This window comes from Micromonospora sp. NPDC049204, assembly GCF_040647935.1.
GTDB lineage: Bacteria > Actinomycetota > Actinomycetes > Mycobacteriales > Micromonosporaceae > Micromonospora.
Window position 1 is genome coordinate 453,765 of record NZ_JBEZDC010000002.1, and the last position, 19,094, is coordinate 472,858.

The 19,094-nt window shown below is 71.4% G+C and carries 15 protein-coding genes; 7 read left to right on the plus strand and 8 right to left on the minus strand.

The window, feature by feature from the left end; genetic code table 11:
- Positions 1-178 precede the first annotated feature (178 nt).
- The 4 genes from AB0A90_RS05125 (at position 179) to AB0A90_RS05140 (ending at position 5,701) form a co-directional block, all read left to right on the plus strand.
- Positions 179-1,342: an acyl-CoA dehydrogenase family protein gene (locus tag AB0A90_RS05125; RefSeq protein ID WP_357241838.1), complete on the plus strand. Its 1,164-nt coding sequence runs from the start codon at positions 179-181 to the stop codon at positions 1,340-1,342.
- 412 nt (positions 1,343-1,754) lie between these two features.
- Positions 1,755-3,359 carry an ABC-F family ATP-binding cassette domain-containing protein gene (locus tag AB0A90_RS05130; RefSeq protein ID WP_357241841.1) on the plus strand — a complete coding sequence of 535 codons (1,605 nt, stop codon included), beginning with the start codon at positions 1,755-1,757 and terminating at the stop codon, positions 3,357-3,359.
- Positions 3,360-3,377: 18 nt separating this feature from the next.
- The gene (locus AB0A90_RS05135) at positions 3,378-4,997 is read left to right on the plus strand and encodes an ABC-F family ATP-binding cassette domain-containing protein (protein ID WP_357241844.1); all 1,620 of its coding nucleotides are present in this window, start codon (positions 3,378-3,380) and stop codon (positions 4,995-4,997) included.
- 152 nt (positions 4,998-5,149) lie between these two features.
- Positions 5,150-5,701 carry a thymidine kinase gene (locus AB0A90_RS05140; RefSeq protein ID WP_357241847.1) on the plus strand — a complete coding sequence of 184 codons (552 nt, stop codon included), beginning with the start codon at positions 5,150-5,152 and terminating at the stop codon, positions 5,699-5,701.
- 72 nt (positions 5,702-5,773) lie between these two features.
- Here AB0A90_RS05140 and AB0A90_RS05145 read toward each other — a convergent pair whose 3' ends face one another.
- On the minus strand, positions 5,774-6,904 hold the full coding sequence (locus tag AB0A90_RS05145) for a hypothetical protein (protein ID WP_357241850.1): 1,131 nt from the start codon (positions 6,902-6,904) through the stop codon (positions 5,774-5,776).
- Entirely contained in the window at positions 6,897-7,439 is a 543-nt protein-coding gene (locus AB0A90_RS05150) for a SigE family RNA polymerase sigma factor (protein ID WP_357241853.1), read from the minus strand. The genes AB0A90_RS05145 and AB0A90_RS05150 overlap by 8 nt, the downstream gene beginning before the upstream one ends.
- Before the next feature lie 781 nt (positions 7,440-8,220).
- Here AB0A90_RS05150 and AB0A90_RS05155 point away from each other — a divergent pair.
- Positions 8,221-11,961 carry a S8 family serine peptidase gene (locus tag AB0A90_RS05155; protein ID WP_357241856.1) on the plus strand — a complete coding sequence of 1,247 codons (3,741 nt, stop codon included), beginning with the start codon at positions 8,221-8,223 and terminating at the stop codon, positions 11,959-11,961.
- A gap of 75 nt (positions 11,962-12,036) precedes the next feature.
- Here AB0A90_RS05155 and AB0A90_RS05160 read toward each other — a convergent pair whose 3' ends face one another.
- From AB0A90_RS05160 to AB0A90_RS05180, 5 genes are read right to left on the minus strand one after another with little or no spacing between them, the layout of a single operon-like run.
- Positions 12,037-12,651 carry a hypothetical protein gene (locus tag AB0A90_RS05160; RefSeq protein WP_357241859.1) on the minus strand — a complete coding sequence of 205 codons (615 nt, stop codon included), beginning with the start codon at positions 12,649-12,651 and terminating at the stop codon, positions 12,037-12,039.
- Positions 12,648-14,027: a hypothetical protein gene (locus AB0A90_RS05165; RefSeq protein WP_357241862.1), complete on the minus strand. Its 1,380-nt coding sequence runs from the start codon at positions 14,025-14,027 to the stop codon at positions 12,648-12,650. The genes AB0A90_RS05160 and AB0A90_RS05165 overlap by 4 nt, the downstream gene beginning before the upstream one ends.
- Complete coding sequence (locus AB0A90_RS05170) at positions 14,024-14,824, minus strand: ABC transporter ATP-binding protein (RefSeq protein ID WP_357242416.1); 801 nt, start codon at positions 14,822-14,824, stop codon at positions 14,024-14,026. The genes AB0A90_RS05165 and AB0A90_RS05170 overlap by 4 nt, the downstream gene beginning before the upstream one ends.
- A gap of 42 nt (positions 14,825-14,866) precedes the next feature.
- Complete coding sequence (locus tag AB0A90_RS05175; RefSeq protein ID WP_357241865.1) at positions 14,867-15,664, minus strand: zf-HC2 domain-containing protein; 798 nt, start codon at positions 15,662-15,664, stop codon at positions 14,867-14,869.
- Entirely contained in the window at positions 15,661-16,212 is a 552-nt protein-coding gene (locus AB0A90_RS05180) for an RNA polymerase sigma factor (RefSeq protein ID WP_357241868.1), read from the minus strand. Before AB0A90_RS05180 ends, AB0A90_RS05175 begins: the two co-directional genes overlap by 4 nt.
- 295 nt (positions 16,213-16,507) lie before the next feature.
- Here AB0A90_RS05180 and AB0A90_RS05185 point away from each other — a divergent pair, with 295 nt between their 5' ends.
- Positions 16,508-17,728: a multidrug effflux MFS transporter gene (locus AB0A90_RS05185; RefSeq protein ID WP_357242419.1), complete on the plus strand. Its 1,221-nt coding sequence runs from the start codon at positions 16,508-16,510 to the stop codon at positions 17,726-17,728.
- 36 nt (positions 17,729-17,764) lie between these two features.
- Here the strand turns inward: AB0A90_RS05185 and AB0A90_RS05190 are convergent, their stop codons facing one another.
- Positions 17,765-18,439, minus strand: a complete 675-nt coding sequence (locus tag AB0A90_RS05190; protein ID WP_357241871.1) for a hypothetical protein — start codon at positions 18,437-18,439, stop codon at positions 17,765-17,767.
- A 23-nt stretch (positions 18,440-18,462) separates the two neighbouring features.
- Here AB0A90_RS05190 and AB0A90_RS05195 point away from each other — a divergent pair, with 23 nt between their 5' ends.
- Positions 18,463-18,981: a hotdog domain-containing protein gene (locus AB0A90_RS05195; protein ID WP_357241874.1), complete on the plus strand. Its 519-nt coding sequence runs from the start codon at positions 18,463-18,465 to the stop codon at positions 18,979-18,981.
- The last annotated feature ends 113 nt before the right edge of the window (positions 18,982-19,094 follow it).

A 19,094-nucleotide genomic window follows, 5' to 3' on the forward strand; every position in this document is an offset into this window, starting at 1 on the left:
GAGGGGTGGCTCACTGTTGTCCTCCATCATTGCCCAGCGGCCTGGGTGCACCCTCATGCCCATACCTACGCGCCGGTAACATCACCTGAACTGCAGTAGCTAGTCTTCAGTCTGCGCGGTCGGCGGTCAGGAGTCGCCACAGACTGCGCATGATAGCGGTGAAGGGAAGGGACCCAACATGGCCGCAGGCGAGTCGTTCGACGTCTACCGGTTGCCCGAGGAGCACCAGGCGATCCGGGACGCGGTCCGAGAGGTCTGCACGGCGAAGGTGGCCCCGCACGCCGCCGAGGCCGACGAGACCGGGGAGTTCCCCAAGGCGTCCTACGAAGCACTGCGGGCAGCCGACTTCCACGCCCCGCACATCCCCGAGGAGTACGGCGGCGCGGGCGCGGACGCGCTGGCCACCGCCATCGTGATCGAGGAGGTGGCCCGCGCCTGCGCGTCCTCCTCGCTGATCCCGGCGGTGAACAAACTCGGCACCATGCCGCTGTTGTTGTCCGGTTCCGAGGACCTCAAGCGCCGTTACCTGACGCCGGTCGCGGCCGGGGACGCGATGTTCTCGTACTGCCTCTCCGAGCCGGAGGCGGGCAGCGACGCCGCGTCGATGACGACCCGGGCAGTGCGTGACGGGGATCACTGGGTGCTCAACGGCGTGAAGCGGTGGATCACCAATGCGGGTGTCTCCGAGTACTACACCGTCTTCGCCGTCACCGACCCGGCCGCCCGATCCCGGGGCATCTCGGCCTTCGTCGTGGAGAAGTCCGACGCCGGTGTGAGCTTCGGCGCACCGGAGAAGAAGCTCGGCATCAAGGGCTCGCCCACCCGCGAGGTCTACCTCGACAACGTGCGGATCCCCGCCGACCGGATGATCGGCGCGGAGGGCACCGGCTTCGCCACCGCGATGAAGACCCTGGACCACACCCGGGTCACCATCGCCGCGCAGGCCGTCGGGATCGCGCAGGGCGCGCTCGACTACGCCAAGGGGTACGTGGCTGAGCGCCGTCAGTTCGGCAAGGCGATCGCTGAGTTCCAGGGCATCCAGTTCATGCTCGCCGACATGGGCATGAAGCTGGAGGCTGCCCGGCAGCTCACCTACGCGGCTGCCGGCAAGTCCGAGCGTGGCGACGCCGATCTGACCTACTTCGGCGCGGCGGCCAAGTGCTTCGCCTCGGACGCCGCCATGGAGATCACCACGGACGCGGTGCAGTTGCTCGGCGGTTACGGCTACACGCGGGACTACCCGCTCGAGCGGATGATGCGCGACGCCAAGATCACCCAGATCTACGAAGGAACGAACCAGGTGCAGCGGATCGTCATTGCACGGGAGCTGCTGAAGGGCTGATTGCGGCTGTTTTGCAGCTCAGAGCGGATGTGACCGAGTCATTCGACTCGGTCACATCTCGTATCCGTCCGGTTGCTCTGCGGATTTTTCGGCTGCGCCGGATGTCGAGAGCGGTGCCCGCCGGGCAGGTGGCCCTTGCGCCGAGCGGCGAAGTTGTAGCAGCACAGGCAACTCGTGCAGCTGGTGACGGTGCGCCGCATCGGCATGCCGTCGTGGGTCGCGGACGCTGTGGAACCGTCTCGGCGGCCCGGCAAACAGGTTGTCGGGTTGCCTGGTTCGTGTGAGTATGGCCGGGTGATCTACTGACACGCACCCAGCCCGCTGCCGTGGCACGCCACCTTCTCGTGGTTGTCGAGCCCCGGCGGGCAGTCGATCCCCACTTGATTCGGCGATTGGTGTCCGCGTGTCAAACGTGTCTGTTCTGCATGCCCAAGACCTGGTGAAGGTCTACGGCGATCGCATCGTTCTCGACGGTGTCTCGCTCTCCGCGGGGCCCGGCCAGCGGCTGGGCCTGGTCGGTGAGAACGGGGTCGGCAAGTCCACCCTGCTGCGGTTGCTCGCCGGCGAGGAGGAGCCGGACGGCGGTGAGGTGCAGCGCGCGGCCGATACCGAGTTTCTTCGTCAGGAGTTTCCGTTCCCGGCTGATGCCCCGCTCGGCGCCGTCGTCGACGACGCGCTCCAGGAGTTCCACCGAGTCCGCGACCGGCTCGACGATCTCGGTGAGATCCTGGCCGAGCGGCCCGACGACGAGGCTGCCCTCACCGAGTACGGGGATCTACTCGGCTGGGCTGAGGACCACGGCCTCTGGGACGCCGACCACCGGGCGAAGCTGGTGCTCGACGGCCTCGGTCTATCCGTTACGGACATGACCCGTCCGCTCGGCTCGCTCTCCGGTGGGCAGCGCACGCGCCTCGGCCTGGCAGCGCTGTTGATCCGGCAGCCGCGGGCGCTGCTGCTGGACGAGCCGACCAACCACCTCGACGAGGAAGCGGTCAGCTTCCTGGAGCAGCGGCTGGCCGAACTTCCGGGCGCGGTAGTGGTGGCCTCGCACGATCGGGCATTCCTCGACGGGACCTGCACCGACATCGTCGACCTCGACCCGTCCCGGGGAGGTGTCACCCGCTACGGCGGCACCTACTCCGACTACCTCGAGGTCAAACGCCGCGAGCGGGCGCGTTGGGAGCAGCAGTACGCGGCCGAGCAGAAAGAATTGAAGGAGCTGCGACAGGCCGTGGCCACCACCGCGCCCGACGTCAACCACGCACGCTCCATCAAGGACAACAACAAGATTGGGTACGACCGGCACGGCAGCCGAGTCCAGAAACAGATCTCCCGGCGGGTGCGCAACGCCCAGCAGCGTCTGGACGAACTCACCGCCGACCAGGCCAAGCGGCCCCCGGCCCAGCTCAGCCTCACCGCCGCGGTGACCGAGCTCGGCCCGCACGAGGGCAGTGTTTCGCTGCGCGGGGTACGCGTCGACGGCCGGCTCAAGATCGACGACCTGACCGTCGCGACCGGCGAGCGTCTGCTGATCACCGGGCCCAACGGGGCTGGCAAGTCGACGCTGCTGCGGGTGCTCGCCGGTGACCTGGAGCCGGACGCTGGCGCCGCGTACCGGTCGGAGGGGCTGCGCGTCGCGCTGCTCGAGCAGGACGTCGAGTTCCCCGACCCGCAGCGGACTGCCCACTCGTATTACGCCGAGGCGGCCGGCGACGACCCCGCGGTGCCGCTGTCCCGGCTCGGCCTGCTGGTCGGCGGTGACGTGGAACGGCCGATCGGACAACTCTCAACCGGCCAGCGCCGCCGGGTCGCCCTGGCAATGCTGATGGCCCGGCCGCCGGACGTTCTGCTGCTCGACGAACCCACCAACCATCTGTCGCTGCGCCTGGTGGAGGAGCTGGAAGAGGCGCTGCGCAGCGCGCCGGGCGGCGTCGTCGTCGCCTCCCACGACCGCTGGCTGCGCCGCGGCTGGCAGGGCCCCGAACTGACCCTGCTCGACGGCCGCGTCCGGGCCTGATCGCCGGAGAGGAGTGCCATGTCCACCCAACTCACACTGCACGCGGTGAGTAAGGCGTATGCCCACGGCCGGGTGCTGAACGCGGTGTCCGGCACCGTCCGTGACGGCGAACGGGCCGCCGTGGTAGGCGAGAACGGCGCCGGGAAGTCCACCCTCCTGCGGCTGCTCGCCGGGCAAGAGCCACCGGACGAGGGCGAGATAGTGGTCACCGCCGACGGCGGGATCGGATACCTCGGCCAGGTCCTCGACCTGCCGGACACGGCCACAGTCGCCGACGCGACCGACGCGGCGCTCGCGGACCTGCGCGACCTCCAGCGCCGGATCACTCAGGCGGAGCAGGAGCTCAGCGCGGGCGAGGCTGGGCTACTCAACGCGTACGGAGAAATGGTCACCGCTTATGAACTGCGCGGCGGATATCGGGCCGATGCGCAGGTGCGGGCGGCGATGTCCGCCCTCGGGATCGGCGAGCTGACGCCGGACCGGGCACTCGGCACGCTCTCCGGTGGGCAACGGGCGCGGCTCGCGCTGGCCGGGGTGCTGTCGGCCGACCCCGAACTGCTGCTGCTCGACGAGCCCACCAACAACCTCGACGGGACGGCGCTGGCCTGGCTGGAGGACCGGCTGCGCCGGCACCGGGGCACGCTCGTGATGGTGACCCACGACCGGCTGCTGCTGCAGCGGGTGGCCACCACGATCCTGGAGGTCGACGGGGACCGGGGCACGGTGGTGCGCTACGGCAACGGTTACGCCGGATACCTCGCCGAGAAGCGGGCGGCGCGGCAGCGGTGGGAGCAGGCCCACGCGGAGTGGACCGCCGAGATCGCACACTGGACCGACTGGGGCACGACGACGGCGTACCGGGTGGCGCCCGGCCGCGCCATCAGGGACCACAACAAGTGCAAGTACAACGGTGACGGCCGCCGAGTCCAAGCGTCGATCTCCACCCGGGTACGCAGCGCCGCCGAACGCCTCCACCGACTGCACGCCGAACCGGTGCCCCGACCGCCGGACCCGCTGCGCTTGCACGCGCCGCTCGACGCGGCAGTTCGGGAGGGCACCGTCCTCACAGCGTGCGGCGTCCGGGTCGCCGGCCGGCTGTGGGTGCCGGAGCTGACCGTCACCGCCGGCGAGCGGCTGCTGGTCACCGGGCCGAACGGGGCCGGCAAGTCGACCCTGCTCGATGTGCTGGCCGATGTGCTGACCCCGGACGAAGGGACGGTGCGGCGCCGGGGGCGTCGGGGGTACCTGCCGCAGGAGAGCGCGGTCGGTGCCCCATCGCACAGCCTGCTGTCGGCGTTTGCGTCCGGCCGCGTCGGCACCCGCCAGGAGCACGCCGAGCGGCTGGAATCGCTGGGCCTGTTCCGCGCCGGTGACTTCGACAAACCAATCGGCGCGCTGTCCGTCGGGCAGAGGCGCCGGCTGGCTCTGGCCCGCCTGCTGGCCGTCGAGGCCGACGTGCTGCTGCTCGACGAGCCCACGAACCACCTGTCGCTGATGCTGGTCGAGGAGCTGGAGCAGGCACTTGCCAACTATTCCGGCGCGGTGGTGGTGGTCTCGCACGACCGGCTGTTTCAGGCACGCTGGACCGGCACCGAGGCGGCCCTGAAGGGCGGCCGGCTGCTCGCGCCAGTGCGGTGAACCGCGCGCGGATCGCTCGATGATCCGAGCCTGCCGTTCCGGGTAGGTCCTGGACGGCGGCGCGACCCGGGCTGTCCCTCGCGGTGTAAGAGCGGTCTCGGGGCGAGTGGGTGCCGACCGTAAGCGGGGTGGTTGATGGCAGGGTTGGGCCCATGGACCTGACGGTTATCCTCGGCCCGGTCAAGGGCGGCAAGTCGCTGGAAATGATCAGCCTGCTGTCTCCGCTCCGGCACGCCGGCATCCCGCACCGGATCTACCAGTCAACTCGACACAGCCGGGACATTGCGGTGACCTCACGTTCCGGGGGCAGTTTGCAGACGGTCAAGGTCAGCTCACTTGGAGGCGCCGCCGACGCTGAGGTCGAAGTCATTGGCGTCGACGAGATCCACATGTTTACCGTCGACGACATCGCCGTGCTGGGTGCTGCGGTCCGTTCGGGAATTCAGGTCGTCGTCGCCGGCATCGATCTGGATCACCGGGGATGCCTGTTCGCTCCGGTGAAGGCGCTGTTCGAACTGGCGCCAGCGAAGGTGCTGTATCGGCGTGCGGTGTGCGACGTCTGTCGGTCTCTCGACGCGACACACACGCAGGTACTCGAGGACGGCAAGCCGATGATCCGAGAACTCGCGCCGTCAACCGCGCTGCCGGACGACGGGACCTACACGTACGAGGCCCGCTGCCGCCGTTGTGTCATTCTCCCCTAAGAGGGTCGCCAACCCGCAACATGTCCCCCTCCGGGGCTGCCGCGCAGGTGCGGTACCGCAGCTCAGGTCGGGTCAGCCGGTGCGTCCGCCGGGCATCACCACGATGGCGTCCTGCGGGAGGGTGGCCACCTCACGCAGGTTGAGGCCGTCCATCGACAGCACGATCGTCCGAGGGCCGTCCGAGCTCAGATTGACCTGCCGGCCGAGAAAGATCCGCTCGCCGTCCGAGCCGATGACGTACCAGCGGCCGGAGTCCATCGGTACCTGCTGCTCGGAGTGGACCCGACCGCTCCGGTCGAGATCGAGCACCCGAGTAGGACGATCACCGTCCATCGTCGTGACGACGACCCGTAGCCGGCTGTCGTCGCGGCTCGGATACAACATGCCGGACCGGTCGATCGTTTCGTCGGGTCCGATCCGGTCCCCGACCTCGACCGTGACCGGGGGCGATGTGCCCGCCAGGCCGGCGGTGACGGTCAGCGTGGTCAGGCGCGTCTGATCCCGCCGGCGTGGGATGGACAGCGGTTCGCCTCCCCGCATCACCCCGATCACCTCGGTTGGTGACCCCGGGATCCGTCGCTGCGTGCCGGAGCTCAGACGGACGAGGACGAACTCTCCGCCTTCTGCCGACGCGGATTCGTCGAGGAGGAGCCAGCCCGAGTCCGGCGCCCAGGCCCGTCCGGTGACCCGACCACCCGTGGACTTCGGCTCGATCGACAGGACTTGCCCGCCCTTCAGGTCGCGTACCAGGTACCGGCTTGCGTCGGGATAGCCCAACCACCGTCCGTCGGGGGACAGGGCCACGCCGATCGGACTGGCCACCGGAAGCGTGAACTGCTGGCCGTCCGGGAGCAGAAGCCGTGGTGCGCAACCGGCCGCGCACGTGGCGTAGACGAGAGTGGCGTGGCCGACGCCCGTGGACGGCAGTGCTGGCGCCGGGGCGAGCGGATCGACCGCCGGCGGTGCGAGGCCGGCCGGCCTGCCGGAGGCTGTCGACCCCGGCGTGGTCGGTCCGACCTCCCCGAACGGTTGCATGACGACCCCCGCCGCCGTCACCACCGCAAGGACCCCGGCGCAGGCAGACACCCCGACCGTGAGGTTCATTCGGCGGCGCCGAGCGACGGCGATCGCCCGGTCGGGATCGGCGTAGTTGCGGCCGTGCTCGGCCAGATCTTGGTAAACACGACGGAACGCATCAGACATGGTCAACCTCCGACGGCTGGACGCCTTCGAACGCGGTGGGCGGAGTCGAGGGGATGTGCCGTCGCAGGCGGACCAGGGCGTCGTGGACGTGCCGCTTCACAGTGCCGACGCTGCACACGAGTAGACGGGCGGTCTCCACTTCCGACAGATCTTCGTAGAAGCGCAGGTACAGCGCCGCCCGCTGGCGCGCGGGCAGGGTAGCGAGTGCGCATGCCACCGTGACCCGCACGGCGGTGTCGCTGGCGAGGTCGTCGCCGGAGGCCGCGTCGGGAACCCGCTCGGAGGTCACCTCGGTGGGTCGCCGCCGGCGGCGCCAGGAGCGAAGCTGATTGAGCATCACCGTGCGGACGTAGGCTTCCGGGTGGCCGCCGGCCTGCACCCGACGCCAGTGCCGGGCCGTCTTCGCCAGCGCCTCCTGAAGCAGGTCCTGCGCCTCCTGGTGATCGCCGACGAGTAGGTAGGCTGTCCGCGAGAGGGCCGGTCCGCGCGCGAGGGCGAACTCGCGGAACCCGGCGTACCTGTCCGCTCCACTCATCCTGCCCCCTTCTGCGTCCTACCCGTATCAACGCCGTCCGCCCGTCCCGAGGTTGAGTCGGAGGACGCCGGAGTGATCCGGCACCCTCGGCGCCGGTCCGGGGTCCGGACCGGCCATCGCGGACGGTCGCGCGACTCACCGGTCACCCCGCCTGTAACTGCCGCTCCGCCCGGCGCTGCTACCGCCTGCGTCGTTTCCGGGGCTGACGGGTCGGACCGATGCCTGGCCGGGCCACTGCCTGACGGCTGCGTGCCGCCCGTAGGCGATCAAGGACTTGGTTACGGGTGGGCCGGTGGCCATGTTGTGCCGGATCGCGGCGGTCATCGCGAGGAGGCGTTGCGCGACGCGTGCCGCGACGCCTTCGATGAGGCAGACAGCCGGGGTGGCCGCCCGGGTTTACGTTGCCGTGCGAGCCCCCATGTCAGCCGCTTCCGCGTACGCGGCGACGGCCCCGTCGTGAGCGACGCCGACGAGGGTGTGCCGAGCGAGGTCCGGACCGAGGCTCGCCAGCCGTCTGCCGGCGTCCTCGGCGCGTTGATCGAGGCCGACGGGCGCGTGCGCCTCGGCCCGTCGAAAGAGAGCCGCCAGTGGCACGGCATCGTCTGGGGTTGCCGGAATCCAGTGGAGAACTTTCATCGACGGCATCCTATCGATGTGGTGCTCGGGGCGGGTTCGACCGCCGGTGCCCACCCGTCGCGAAACATCCAAGATCCACAGCGGAAACAAGCGGCCGGGAGATTAGCATCCGCCTTTCCTGTGTTGATCAACTTGAGGAATCGTATTGCTACCTCCACGTCTGCGCGGACGACTGCCGATAGCGCTGTGCACCGCGCTCGCGGTGCTCGCCCCGTCGCCCGCCCTGGCCGCACCCGGCCCCGCTGCCCCCTCGGCCCCATCCGCCCACGCGTCTGCCGCACCCCCGGCTCCCGCGACCACCCCCACCGTCACCCTGATCACCGGGGAGAAGGTCACCGCCACCCGGTCGGCCGACGGAAGTCTCAGCCCACAGGTGCGAGACGCCGAGGGACGGCTGACCGGGTTCACCTCGTCCCGGGTGGGAGGGGACACCTACGTCTACCCGCACGGCGTGCTGGCGTACGTGGGCGCCGGGCTGCTCGACAAGCAACTGTTCAATCTCTCGGAGTTGCTGGCGGACGGCTACGACGACGCGCGGCGCGACCACCTTCCGCTGATCGTCACCTACACCGCTGCCGCCGCCCGTTCCCGTAGCGCCTCGGCGCCCGCGGGCGCCCGCGACGTTCGTCGGCTGGACAGCATCCAGGGCGCCGCCCTGAACGTCGACCGATCGGAGACCTTCTGGTCGTCGATCACCGGCGGCGGGGAGGCGACCGCCCGTTCCACCGGCGGGCGGCCCGCTCTCCGCGGCGGCATCGCGAAGATCTGGCTGGACGGCAAGGTCGAGGCCGACCTCGCCGACAGCACCGCGCAGGTCGGTGCCCCGCAGGTCTGGGCGTCCGGGAACACCGGCAAGGGCGTCGACGTCGCCGTCCTGGACACCGGCATCGACGTCAGCCACCCGGACTTCGCCGGCCAGATCGCCGCCACCGAGTCCTTCGTTCCCGGCGAGACGGTCAGGGACGTCTTCGGCCACGGTACGCACGTCGCCTCCACGATCGCCGGCACCGGCGCGGCCTCGGGCGGCACGGAGAAGGGCGTCGCCCCGGGCGTACGGCTGCACGTCGGCAAGGTCCTCGGCGACAACAACTCCGGCCAGGACTCCTGGATCATCAGCGGCATGGAGTGGGCCGTCCGCGAGCAGCACGCCAAGATCGTCAACATGAGCCTCGGGGCCGACCCCACCGACGGCACCGACCCGATGAGTGTGGCGCTCAACGAGCTGAGCGAAGAGACCGGCGCGCTGTTCGTCGTCGCGGCCGGAAACACCGGTCCCAGTCAGTACACGATCGGCAGCCCCGGCAGTGCGGACGCCGCGCTGACCGTCGGCGCCGTCGACGGCAACGACACCCTCGCCGACTTCTCCAGCCAGGGTCCGCGGATCGGCGACCGGGCCCTCAAGCCCGACCTCACCGCGCCCGGTGTCGGCGTCCTGGCCGCCCGCTCGCAGGCCTCCGCCGGCGAAGGCTGGTACCGCCTCGGCGACGGCACCTCGATGGCCACCCCGCACGTCGCCGGCGCCGCCGCGCTGCTGGCCGCCCAACATCCCGACTTCAGCGGGAAGCAGCTCAAGGAAGCTCTGGTCAGCACCGCGAAGCCGCTCGCCGGCCTCAACCCGTACCAGGGCGGCAACGGTCGACTGGACATCGCCGCGACCACGGGCGCGTCCGTCGTCGCCAGCACCAGCGCCGACTTCGGGTACCCCGAGTGGCCGACCGCCCCCGAGGGCACGGTCGAACGGGAGGTCAGTTATCGCAACCTCAGTGACAACGCTGTCACCCTCGACCTCGCCGCGACCGTCGACGGTGCCCCGAATAACCTCTTCACCCTGTCGTCCCGGCAGATCACCGTCCCGGCGCGCGGCGTCACCTCGGTGACCGTGGCCACGGACTTCGACCGCGTACCGGCCGACAACCCCCTCGCGGGCTTCCTCACCGCCACCGATGCCTCCGGCGCGGTCCGCACCCGCACCGCGCTCGCCATCGGCCGGGAGGGCGTACGCCACCGCCTCACCTTCACGGCCAAGGACCGGGGTGGCAGACCGACAGGCGGAGACCTCCTCCTGCTCGGGCAGGACAACACCGTCCTCCAGCAGCAGATCGACGCCAGTGGCACCCTGGAGCTGCGGCTTCCCGCCGGCACGTACGCGGCGTGGCTCAGGACCGAGGTCGAGGGCGCGAACGGGCCGAACTCGCGCGGGCTCGCCGTGCTGCCGGTACCGGAGATCACCCTCGACCAGGACCGCACCGTCGCGTTCGACGCCACCAAGGCCCGCCGGGTCTCGGTGACCACGCCGCAGGAGTCGACCCTGGACGGCGCCCGCATCGAGGTGTCCCGCGGATTCGGCGGCAACGTCTGGACCGACGGCTGGCTCCTGGATCCCGCGCACGACAGCGTCTGGGTGCTGCCCAGCGACCGTGGGGTCACGACGGGTACGTTCAGCTTCAGCACCCAGTGGCGCACGGTGCAGCCCGCGGTGACGGTGACGGACGACGGCCGTGACTACGACGACCTTCGGGTGCAGCGGGCCGCGACGCCGCTGCCCCGCGGTGATCAGCACCTCGACGCGGTGTTCGCCGGCGACGGGGACAGCAGCGGCTACGCCACGCTGAACGCCCGTGGCAAGGCCGCCGTGGTACGCCGCAACGACGCCGTACCCGTGGAGAGGCAGGCCGCGGCGGCGGCGGCCGCCGGCGCTCGTCTCCTGCTCGTGGTGAACGACGGCGCCGGGCGCCTCGCGGCGTGGCCGGGTTCGGTGTGGGTGCCCCAGGACCCGCCGCCGGTCACCGTGGCCACCCTCACCCAGGACGAGGGTGAGCAGTTGATCACCCGGATCACGCGCGAGAAGCGGGTCCGGCTCGACGTCACCTCCCACCCGACCACCGAGTACGTCTACGACCTGATCCGCGACTACGTCGGTGCCATCCCGGCGGACCTCGCCCAGCGGGTCACCAAGCGTGAACTGGCCCGGGTCGACATGTCCCTGTGCAACTGGCGTCCCGGCCGGGCGGTGGAGACGCGCAACGGCCTCACCGCGTCGGGATCGATGAGCGGCCTCGACTACCACGAGGTCGCGGCGCGCGGCGACCGCACCGACTGGGTCAGCGCCGGGACGCGGTGGACCACGAACGTCGCGGTGCCGGACGAGCAGTCCCAGCAGACGGCGCCCACCACCTATCGGGCCGGTTCGGTCCAGCAGGAGCGGTGGTTCGGCCCGGTGCAACGGCCTCGGCTGCTGACCACCAACACCGTCTTCCGGGGGGACGGTGACGCGATCTCCGCACTGATCCCCGGCTGGGGCGACTCGGGCACCGCGCACGAGGGCAGCACCTCCGGCAACATGGCCGTCGACAACAGCCTTCGGCTCTACCAGGGCGACACGCTCGTCGGCGAGGCCGATCGTTTCCACCCGATGATGAGCAGCAGCGTCCTCAGCCCGGAGCCGCTGCCGTACCGACTCGTGTCGGACAACAGGCGGGACGGCTGGGCCGGCCCGTACTCCACCGCCACCAGGACGGAATGGGGCTTCACCTCCGCCCGGATCAAACCTGGCGTCCTGGCGTGGGAACCGTCCCTGATCCAGCTCGACTACGCCGTCGACACCGATGTCGACGGCAGGGCGAAGCGCAACGCCGACCTCACCGTCACCGCACTGCACCTGCCGACGGCGACCGAGGCGTCCGCCATCCGGACGGTGACGCTGGACGTGTCCTACGACGACGGTGCGAGCTGGCACCACGCCAACCTCCAGCACAAGGGTGACGGTTGGCGTACGCGGATCGACGCCCCGCGTACGGCAGGTTTCGTCACCCTGCGCGCCACGGCCCGGGACGCCCGGGGCAACAGCGTGGAGCAGCGCATCACCCGGGCCTTCGGCCTGCGGTGAGCTGGGGCGGCGGGTGGGGACCGGCATCGGTCCCCACCCGCCGCCCGCTCGCGATCGACCCGGCGAGGCGGCCCGTCACCTGTCGAGGGACATCTCCACGGCGGGCCGCAGCGGGCCGCCACGCAGCGCGTACGCGAGCAGACCGACCACCGCCAGGGTGGCGGCGCAGACGGTGGCGGCGGTGGTGCCGGCGGGTTGGATCAGCCATCCGGCGACCTGTACCCGCAGGTCCCCGCTCGGACCCAGCAGCGGCAGGACCGCGATGAGGGTCCAGGTCAGCGGGCAGATCCACGACAGGGCGGCACCGAACAGGGCGGCACCGAGGGCGGTGAGCCCGAGGAGCCCGGCGGTGTTGCGCAGCATCAGGCTGAACGGTTCGTAGTGCGCGTCGGTGACCGTGCTGAGGGCCAGCAGGGCGGTGATCGTGGCGACGGCGAGCAGCAGGTGCCCGGCGCGTCGCAGCGGCCAGTTGACCGCCGCGGTGCGGTCGAGGGCGTCGTCGGCGCCGCCGAGGGTGGTGCCGGCCGCGACCACCGCCAGCATGATGACGAGGCTGGCCGTGCGGGTGTTGATGGTCGTCGAGTCGGTATAGGCCAGCGACAGGGCCCACGCCACCGTGATGAGCGCGGTCGCGGTGGTCAGCGCGAGGGGGACCCGGCGGGAGCGGAGGTGGAGCTGAAGCCACCTCACGGCTGGCCCTCGGGCAGGACCGCCACGAGGCCGTCGCCCTGGCAGGCCAGTGCCGCCTCGCGTGCCGCCGCCATCCGACGCCGCTGCTCGGCCTCCGGGAGACTCACCAGCGCCTGGTACGCGCCCACCAGCCGCTCCACCTCCGTGGGGTCCCATCCGGTCGGGGCCGGTGGTCGGCCGGTCAGCCAGGCGGCGGCGACGATCCGGGCCCGGTACTCGTCGCCCTGAATCGACTGTTCGGCGCACTCCTGCTGCCAGGCGGCCTCGAGCAGGGACGGCAGGAAGTAGTCGCCGGACAGGTCGGCGCGGCCGAGGCGGTCGAACGAGGGGGTATCGAAGACGATCGTGTCGGCGGAGTGCGGTGCCGGTGCCGCTCGCGGGTCCAGCCGCGCCCAGTAGGTGACCTGCTGGGTCTGCACCGCCCGGACGGGTGCGTTGGGCAACTTGGCCGCCATCATGGCGAGAGCCTGGCGGGCCGGGCCGACGACGTCGGGCAGCAGCTCGGCGTGTACCCGCGTCACGCAGACCTGCGGGCCGGCGTTGTCACAGACCAGCTCGATGGCGGCCGGGTCGACGACCGCCGCCCCGCGCGTGCCGCCGATGGGCAGGAGCGGTACGGCCACCGCGGCGCCGAGCACCGCCGGGAGGACGGCCAGCGCGGTGGCTCGGCGGCGGACCGTGCCCAGCAGCAGCAGTCCGGTGGCGGCGAGCGCCACCAGCCACAGCGTCTGGAGCGCGCTGACCCGCGGCATGATCGTCTGGAAGCCGTCGAGTTCGTTGATGACCGGGATGAGCAGCAGCGCCGATGGTTCGGGCCGGAAGGCCGCCAGGTCGGGGTCGGGCTGCGCCACGAGTTCGGGGACGAGCCCGAGCAGGGCGAACCCGGCCACCGCGACGACGGGTGCGGTGATCACCCGGGGTACGGCCCGACCGGCGGTCATGCCGAGCCAGCCGGCGGCGATCAGGGCCGGAACACCGACGGCGGCGACGACGATGGTGGCGCCCGGGAAGTAGTGCGCCGTCGGCACCACCCAGCCGGCCGCGACGAGACACACCAGGATGTACGCGGCCACCACCGTGATCGCGAGCGCGCTGGCGGTCACCGTGGTGCGGTGCCACCGGGGTCGAGCGGTGCTGGTGAACAACTCGCCGACCCGGTGCCGGGCGTCGCGTCGACCCAGCCACGCCCCACCGGCGAGCGCCAGCGGCAGCAGCACCACGAGTATCGACCGGGCGATGACCGCCAGTTGCATCCACCGGCCGGCGAAGAACTGGGTGGACGTGAGCAGCAACGGCACGCCAGTCACCAGCAACAGCAGCGCGACGCCCAGCGCCGCCGACCGGCGTAGCTCGATGCGCAGGATGCGCCCGGTCATGCCGGCACCTGCCCACGGTGGGAGCGCAGCAGCGCCGAGTAGCCACGTTCGGTGGCGCTGTCGCCCGCATCGTCCGCGCCGCCCTGCTGGGCCAGTTGCCCGGTGGTGCCCTGCCACACCAGGCGACCCTCGTGGACCAGCACCACGTCGGTGCAGGCCACCGCGACGTCCTCGACCAGGTGGGTGGAGACGAGCACGCAGCTGTCCAGACCGATCTCGCGCAACAGCTCGCGGAAGTCGAGGCGCTGCTCCGGGTCCAGGCCGACCGTCGGCTCGTCGAGCAGCAGCACCTCCGGATCGTTGACGATCGCCTGGGCGATGCCGGCGCGGCGCAGCATCCCGCCGGAGAGCGTCTTCATCCGGGAGTCGGCGCGGTCGGCGAGGCCGACCCGTTCGACGGCCCGTTGCACCGCGCCCGGGATGACCGTCTTCGGCATCTCCTTGAGCCAGGCCATGTATTCGACGAACTCCCGGACGGTGAAGCGCGGGTAGAAGCCGAAGTGCTGCGGCAGGTAGCCCAGGCCACGCCGGACCCGACGGAGGTCCGCCTTGGCGGTGATGTCCTCGCCGAGCAGGCTCAACCGGCCACCGGCGGGCTTCACCACCGTGGCGAGCGCTCGCATCAACGTCGTCTTGCCGGCGCCGTTGGGGCCGAGCAACCCGTGCACGCCGGTGCCCAACGCCAGGTCCAGCCCGTTGACCGCCAGGTGTCGTCCGGCTCGGACCTGCAACTCCTCGGTTCGCACCGCCCACGGATGGGTGGACGGTCTGGTCTCCGCCGCGCTGACGATACGCATCATGACGTCTCCATTCGGTCTGTGGTTCGTGTTGTCAGCTGGTCACGACGTGTGGGGAGGTTCTCCGAGCGGACGTCGCCGGGCCCGGACGAGCACCACGGCCACCAGCGCCACGGTGCTGGCGGCCCACCAGGGCGAGCTGCTGTCCGCGAGGACGGCCGGGAGCCGCCCGCCGGCCAGACTCGGCGTCACGACACCCGCGGACCAGGTGAGGGCCAGTACGGCGGCGGCGCGGTCCACCCCCACCAGTCCGCCCAGCGCCAGCGCCCCGGCGGTGAAGCCCAGCGCCGGCAGCAGCCAGAGACCCGGGGAGTGCCCGGTGCCCCAGCCCGCCACGGCCAGCACCGGGATGACCGCCACCAGGACCGCCAACGTGCGGCGCAGCAGCAGTGCCAACCCGGTACGCGGCATGGTCGCCATCAGCTCCCAGGCCGGATCGAGTCGCCGGCTCCAGAGCGCGGCCACCGGTAGCAGCGGTGCCATCGGCGCGATGAGCAGCACCAGCGACGGCAGGTTGTCGAAGGTCGTCTCGAAGAGCACCGCGGCCAGCATCAGGCCGGCGGCGGTGGCCAGCCACGGCAGGATCCGCCCGGCGACCCCGGTCCGCCGCAGTCGCCGCCGGCGCACCGGAGCAGGGCCGGTGGCGATTCCGGTGGCGATGCCGTCGGCCACCCGGTCCAGCAGGTCACGGGTGGCGGGGTCGACCGCGTCGGCCAGGACCGCCCGGCAGGCGGCGCAGGACTCCAGGTGCGCCTCGACCGCCCAGCTGGTCGTGTCGTCGACGCCGTGACCACCCGAGGCGTACTCGGAGATCATCGTCTTGGTGGGATGAGTGGTCATGACAGCGCCTCCCGCAGCGCGATCCGGGCCCGCCGCGCGCGGGTCTTCACGGTTCCTTCCGGCATGCCGAGCAGCAGCGAGGTCTCCCGCACGGTCAACCCGTCGAGGACCATCGCGCGCAGCACCTGACGCAGCTCCGCCGGCAGTGCCTGCAGGGCCTGTTCCAGGTTGGCGTCCAACCCACCAGCGAGCGCCTCCTCCTCGGCCGCCGGAGCCACGGCGTCGTAGGTCTGCACCGACGGAATCCGCTCCCGCCGGGCCCGGTGGCGGAACGCGTCGACAAGCCGGTGCGCGGCGATCGTCCACAACCAGCCCACCGCGCTGCCGGAGCCCGCGGACTGCGCCTGGCTGCCGGCCGACCGCCACACCGCCAGGTACGTCTCCTGCAACACCTCGGCCACCACGTCCTCGTCGGCGCACCGCCGACGGAGCCGCGTGGTCAGCCACGGGGCGGTACGCCGGTACAGTGCGTCGAAGGCACGCCGGTCGCCGCGGGCGACGCGGCGAAGCAACTCACCCTCGTCGAGTCCGTCCAGACTTCGTCTCACGACAGGCAAGACGATGCGACCCTCCACTTCGGTTCTGGCCCGACGGTGACCCCGGTCACATTTCTTCCGTACTCGGATCGGGCCGACGCGGCGTGATGCCCCCCACAGCGGGAACGTCGTACGGGCTGCGGGCGTTGCCGACACACGCCCGGCAGTTGCGGACGCGCTGACGCCGTAACGACGTAGAAGCTTCCGCAGAGAGACCGAGATGATGAAGCAGTTGGTGGACCAGACCGAACCGGGCACTCGCACGGCACCCCCGCCCACGACCGGGGAGGTGCTGCCCGGTGACCTGATGACCAACCGTCAGCGAGCGCAACTCGTCCTCGTGCTCGGTGCGTTGATCGCCATCGGGCCGTTGACCATCGACATGTACCTGCCCGCGCTGCCCGCCATCACGGCCGGGTTGCAGACCACCGAGACCGCCGTGCAGTTGACGCTGACCGGCACGCTTGTCGGCCTGGCGCTGGGCCAGTTGCTGATCGGGCCGCTCTCCGATGTGGTCGGACGGCGGGTGCCGCTGCTGGCCGGGCTGGCCGCGCACATCGTGGCCTCCGTGCTGTGCGTCTTCGCGCCCACCATCGCCGTGCTCGGCGCGCTGCGTGTCCTGCAGGGGCTGGGCGTCGCGGCCGCCACCGTGGTCGCGACCGCCGTCGTCCGCGACCTGTTCAGTGGCGCGTCGTTCGCCCGGATCTTCTCCCGGCTGATGCTCGTCATGGGCCTGGCCCCCATCCTCGCGCCGACCCTGGGCAGCGGCCTGCTCAGCTGGACCGACTGGCGGGGCGTCTTCGCGGCGCTGGCGGTGTTGGGCGCGTTGCTGATCGTCGTGGCGGCGCGGCGGCTCCCGGAGACCCTCCCGGTGGCGCGTCGGCGGCACGGAGGGATCGGTGCCACCCTGCGCGACTACCGGGGGCTGCTCAACGACCGGGCGTTCGTCGGGTTGGTGCTGGTCGCCGGGCTGGCGATGGCGGCCCTGTTCGCGTACGTCGCGGGGTCGTCGTTCGTGCTCCAACGGGAGTACGGCCTCGACGAGCAGCAGTTCGGCCTGGCCTTCGGGGCCGGTGCCGTCGGCCTGATCGCGGCCACCCAGTTCAACGTCCGGCTGCTGCGCCGCTACACCCCGCAGCAGATCCTGGTCAGCGCGCTCATCGCGGGAACAGCGGCCGGCCTCCTGCTCGTCATGTTCGCGGCCACCGGCTTCGGTGGCCTGGGCACTTTGCTCGCGTCGCTGTGGCTGGTCCTGGCCGCGGCGGGCCTGGCCCTGCCGAACGCTCCGGCGCTGGCCATGAGCCGGCACAGTGCGGCCGCCGGTACCGCCGCCGCGCTGCTCGGTGCCGTGCAGTTCGGTGTCGGCGCCCTCTCGGCGCCGCTGGCGGGCCTGTTCGGCGCCGGGAGCGTACCGATGGCGATCGTCATCGCGGGCGGCATGGCCGCCGCGCTGATCGTCATGCTCCTCGTCGTGCCCCGCGCCGACCTCGGCACCGTCGACCCGGACCTGGCGGTCGCCGTGCACTAGAAATCGGGCGGGCCGGTTGCCCGGCCCGCCCGACGATCAGCGAATCTCCGTGGTGTTGTCCTCCGGGCGCGGCTGGCCGCGCGGCGGGGCGGACCAGGGCGACTCGCCACCCACCCGGCGCGGCAACGGCTCGGTCGGTGTCGACTCGGCCGGGTAACCCAGAGTGAGCGGGGCGGTGTCGCGCTCCGGGGTGGTGTGGGACGGCCAGTCGGTGAGCGTGAAGTCGTCGTCGCGCGGGCCGGCGCCCGGCGCGGACACCGGCGCCACGGCCGGCTCGGTGGCGGGGCGCGGCCACTGCCGCCAACGCTGCACGCTGAAGGTCGCCATCAGCAGCAGCAGGCCGATCAGGAAGAGTGTGCCGTTCTCCACGGGCAGCCGCAGCGGCAACGGATCGCCGGCCACCTTCCACTCGTACGGGATCGCGTCCCGTACCGCGAAGGGCGCCACGAACATCCCGATGTACGGGGTGACCAGCAGCAATCCGGCCACCAGCGGACCGAGCGGCGAGAAGCGCAGCGTGGCCAGCAGGCCCAGCAGGACGCCGCCGACACCGAGGTACACGGCTGGCTCGATCAGGTTGGCGGTGTTGAACGTGCCGGTCTCCACCCAGCGGTCGACCGTCCGGCTCGACCCGTCCTGCCCCAGTGTGACGAGCACCCAGGTGATGGGCGCCACCACCAGCCCGGCGAGGAAGCTCCAGAGATGTCGCATCCGCGCACCGTACCGTTTTCGGCATGACTGAGCACCTCTCCGCCGCACCGGTCGGCAAGCCGACGTCGTACTCGCGCGTCACGCTGAGCAAGATTATGACTGCCGTGGACGTGAACCTCTACGGCACCGTGCACGGCGGGGTTCTGATGAAGTTCGTCGACGACGTGGCGGGTGCCGCCGCTGCCCGGCACAGCGGGGGAACGGCCGTGACCGCGGCGATCGACGAGATCGTCTTCTCCGAGGCGGTCCGGGTCGGTGACCTCGTGCACGCACACGCGCAGGTGAACTGGACCGGCCAGACCTCGATGGAGGTGGGCGTGCGGGTGGTCGCCGAGCGGTGGGACTCGGCCGAGGACGCGCCGGTCCGGGTCGCCACGGCGTACCTGGTCTTCGTCGGCGTCGACGTGGGCGGGGCCCCCCGGACGGTCCGTCCGGTGTTGCCGGAGACGGCGGAGGACGAGCGCCGGTACAAGGAGGCCGAGATCCGTCGCGCGCACCGCCTCGCCCGGCGCCGTGCCATCCAGGCCCACCGCGCCGGCTGACCCACATGGGGCGCCGGGTTGGAGTGTGGGGTGGGCACGCATCGGTTGCCGGACCCGGTGCGCAGAATGGCGCTTCGAGGTAGGGCAAGATGGCGCCACGGCCCAGGCACAGT

What these genes read in the sequence shown, in the direction of transcription:
- AB0A90_RS05125 (WP_357241838.1), top strand. Translation starts at nt 179, where the DNA reads ATGGCCGCAGGCGAGTCGTTCGACGTCTACCGGTTGCCCGAGGAGCAC.
- AB0A90_RS05135 (WP_357241844.1), top strand. Translation starts at nt 3,378, where the DNA reads ATGTCCACCCAACTCACACTGCACGCGGTGAGTAAGGCGTATGCCCAC.
- AB0A90_RS05140 (WP_357241847.1), top strand. Translation starts at nt 5,150, where the DNA reads ATGGACCTGACGGTTATCCTCGGCCCGGTCAAGGGCGGCAAGTCGCTG.
- AB0A90_RS05145 (WP_357241850.1), bottom strand. Translation starts at nt 6,904, where the DNA reads ATGTCTGATGCGTTCCGTCGTGTTTACCAAGATCTGGCCGAGCACGGC.
- AB0A90_RS05150 (WP_357241853.1), bottom strand. Translation starts at nt 7,439, where the DNA reads ATGAGTGGAGCGGACAGGTACGCCGGGTTCCGCGAGTTCGCCCTCGCG.
- AB0A90_RS05165 (WP_357241862.1), bottom strand. Translation starts at nt 14,027, where the DNA reads ATGACCGGGCGCATCCTGCGCATCGAGCTACGCCGGTCGGCGGCGCTG.
- AB0A90_RS05170 (WP_357242416.1), bottom strand. Translation starts at nt 14,824, where the DNA reads ATGCGTATCGTCAGCGCGGCGGAGACCAGACCGTCCACCCATCCGTGG.
- AB0A90_RS05175 (WP_357241865.1), bottom strand. Translation starts at nt 15,664, where the DNA reads ATGACCACTCATCCCACCAAGACGATGATCTCCGAGTACGCCTCGGGT.
- AB0A90_RS05185 (WP_357242419.1), top strand. Translation starts at nt 16,508, where the DNA reads ATGACCAACCGTCAGCGAGCGCAACTCGTCCTCGTGCTCGGTGCGTTG.
- AB0A90_RS05190 (WP_357241871.1), bottom strand. Translation starts at nt 18,439, where the DNA reads ATGCGACATCTCTGGAGCTTCCTCGCCGGGCTGGTGGTGGCGCCCATC.
- AB0A90_RS05195 (WP_357241874.1), top strand. Translation starts at nt 18,463, where the DNA reads ATGACTGAGCACCTCTCCGCCGCACCGGTCGGCAAGCCGACGTCGTAC.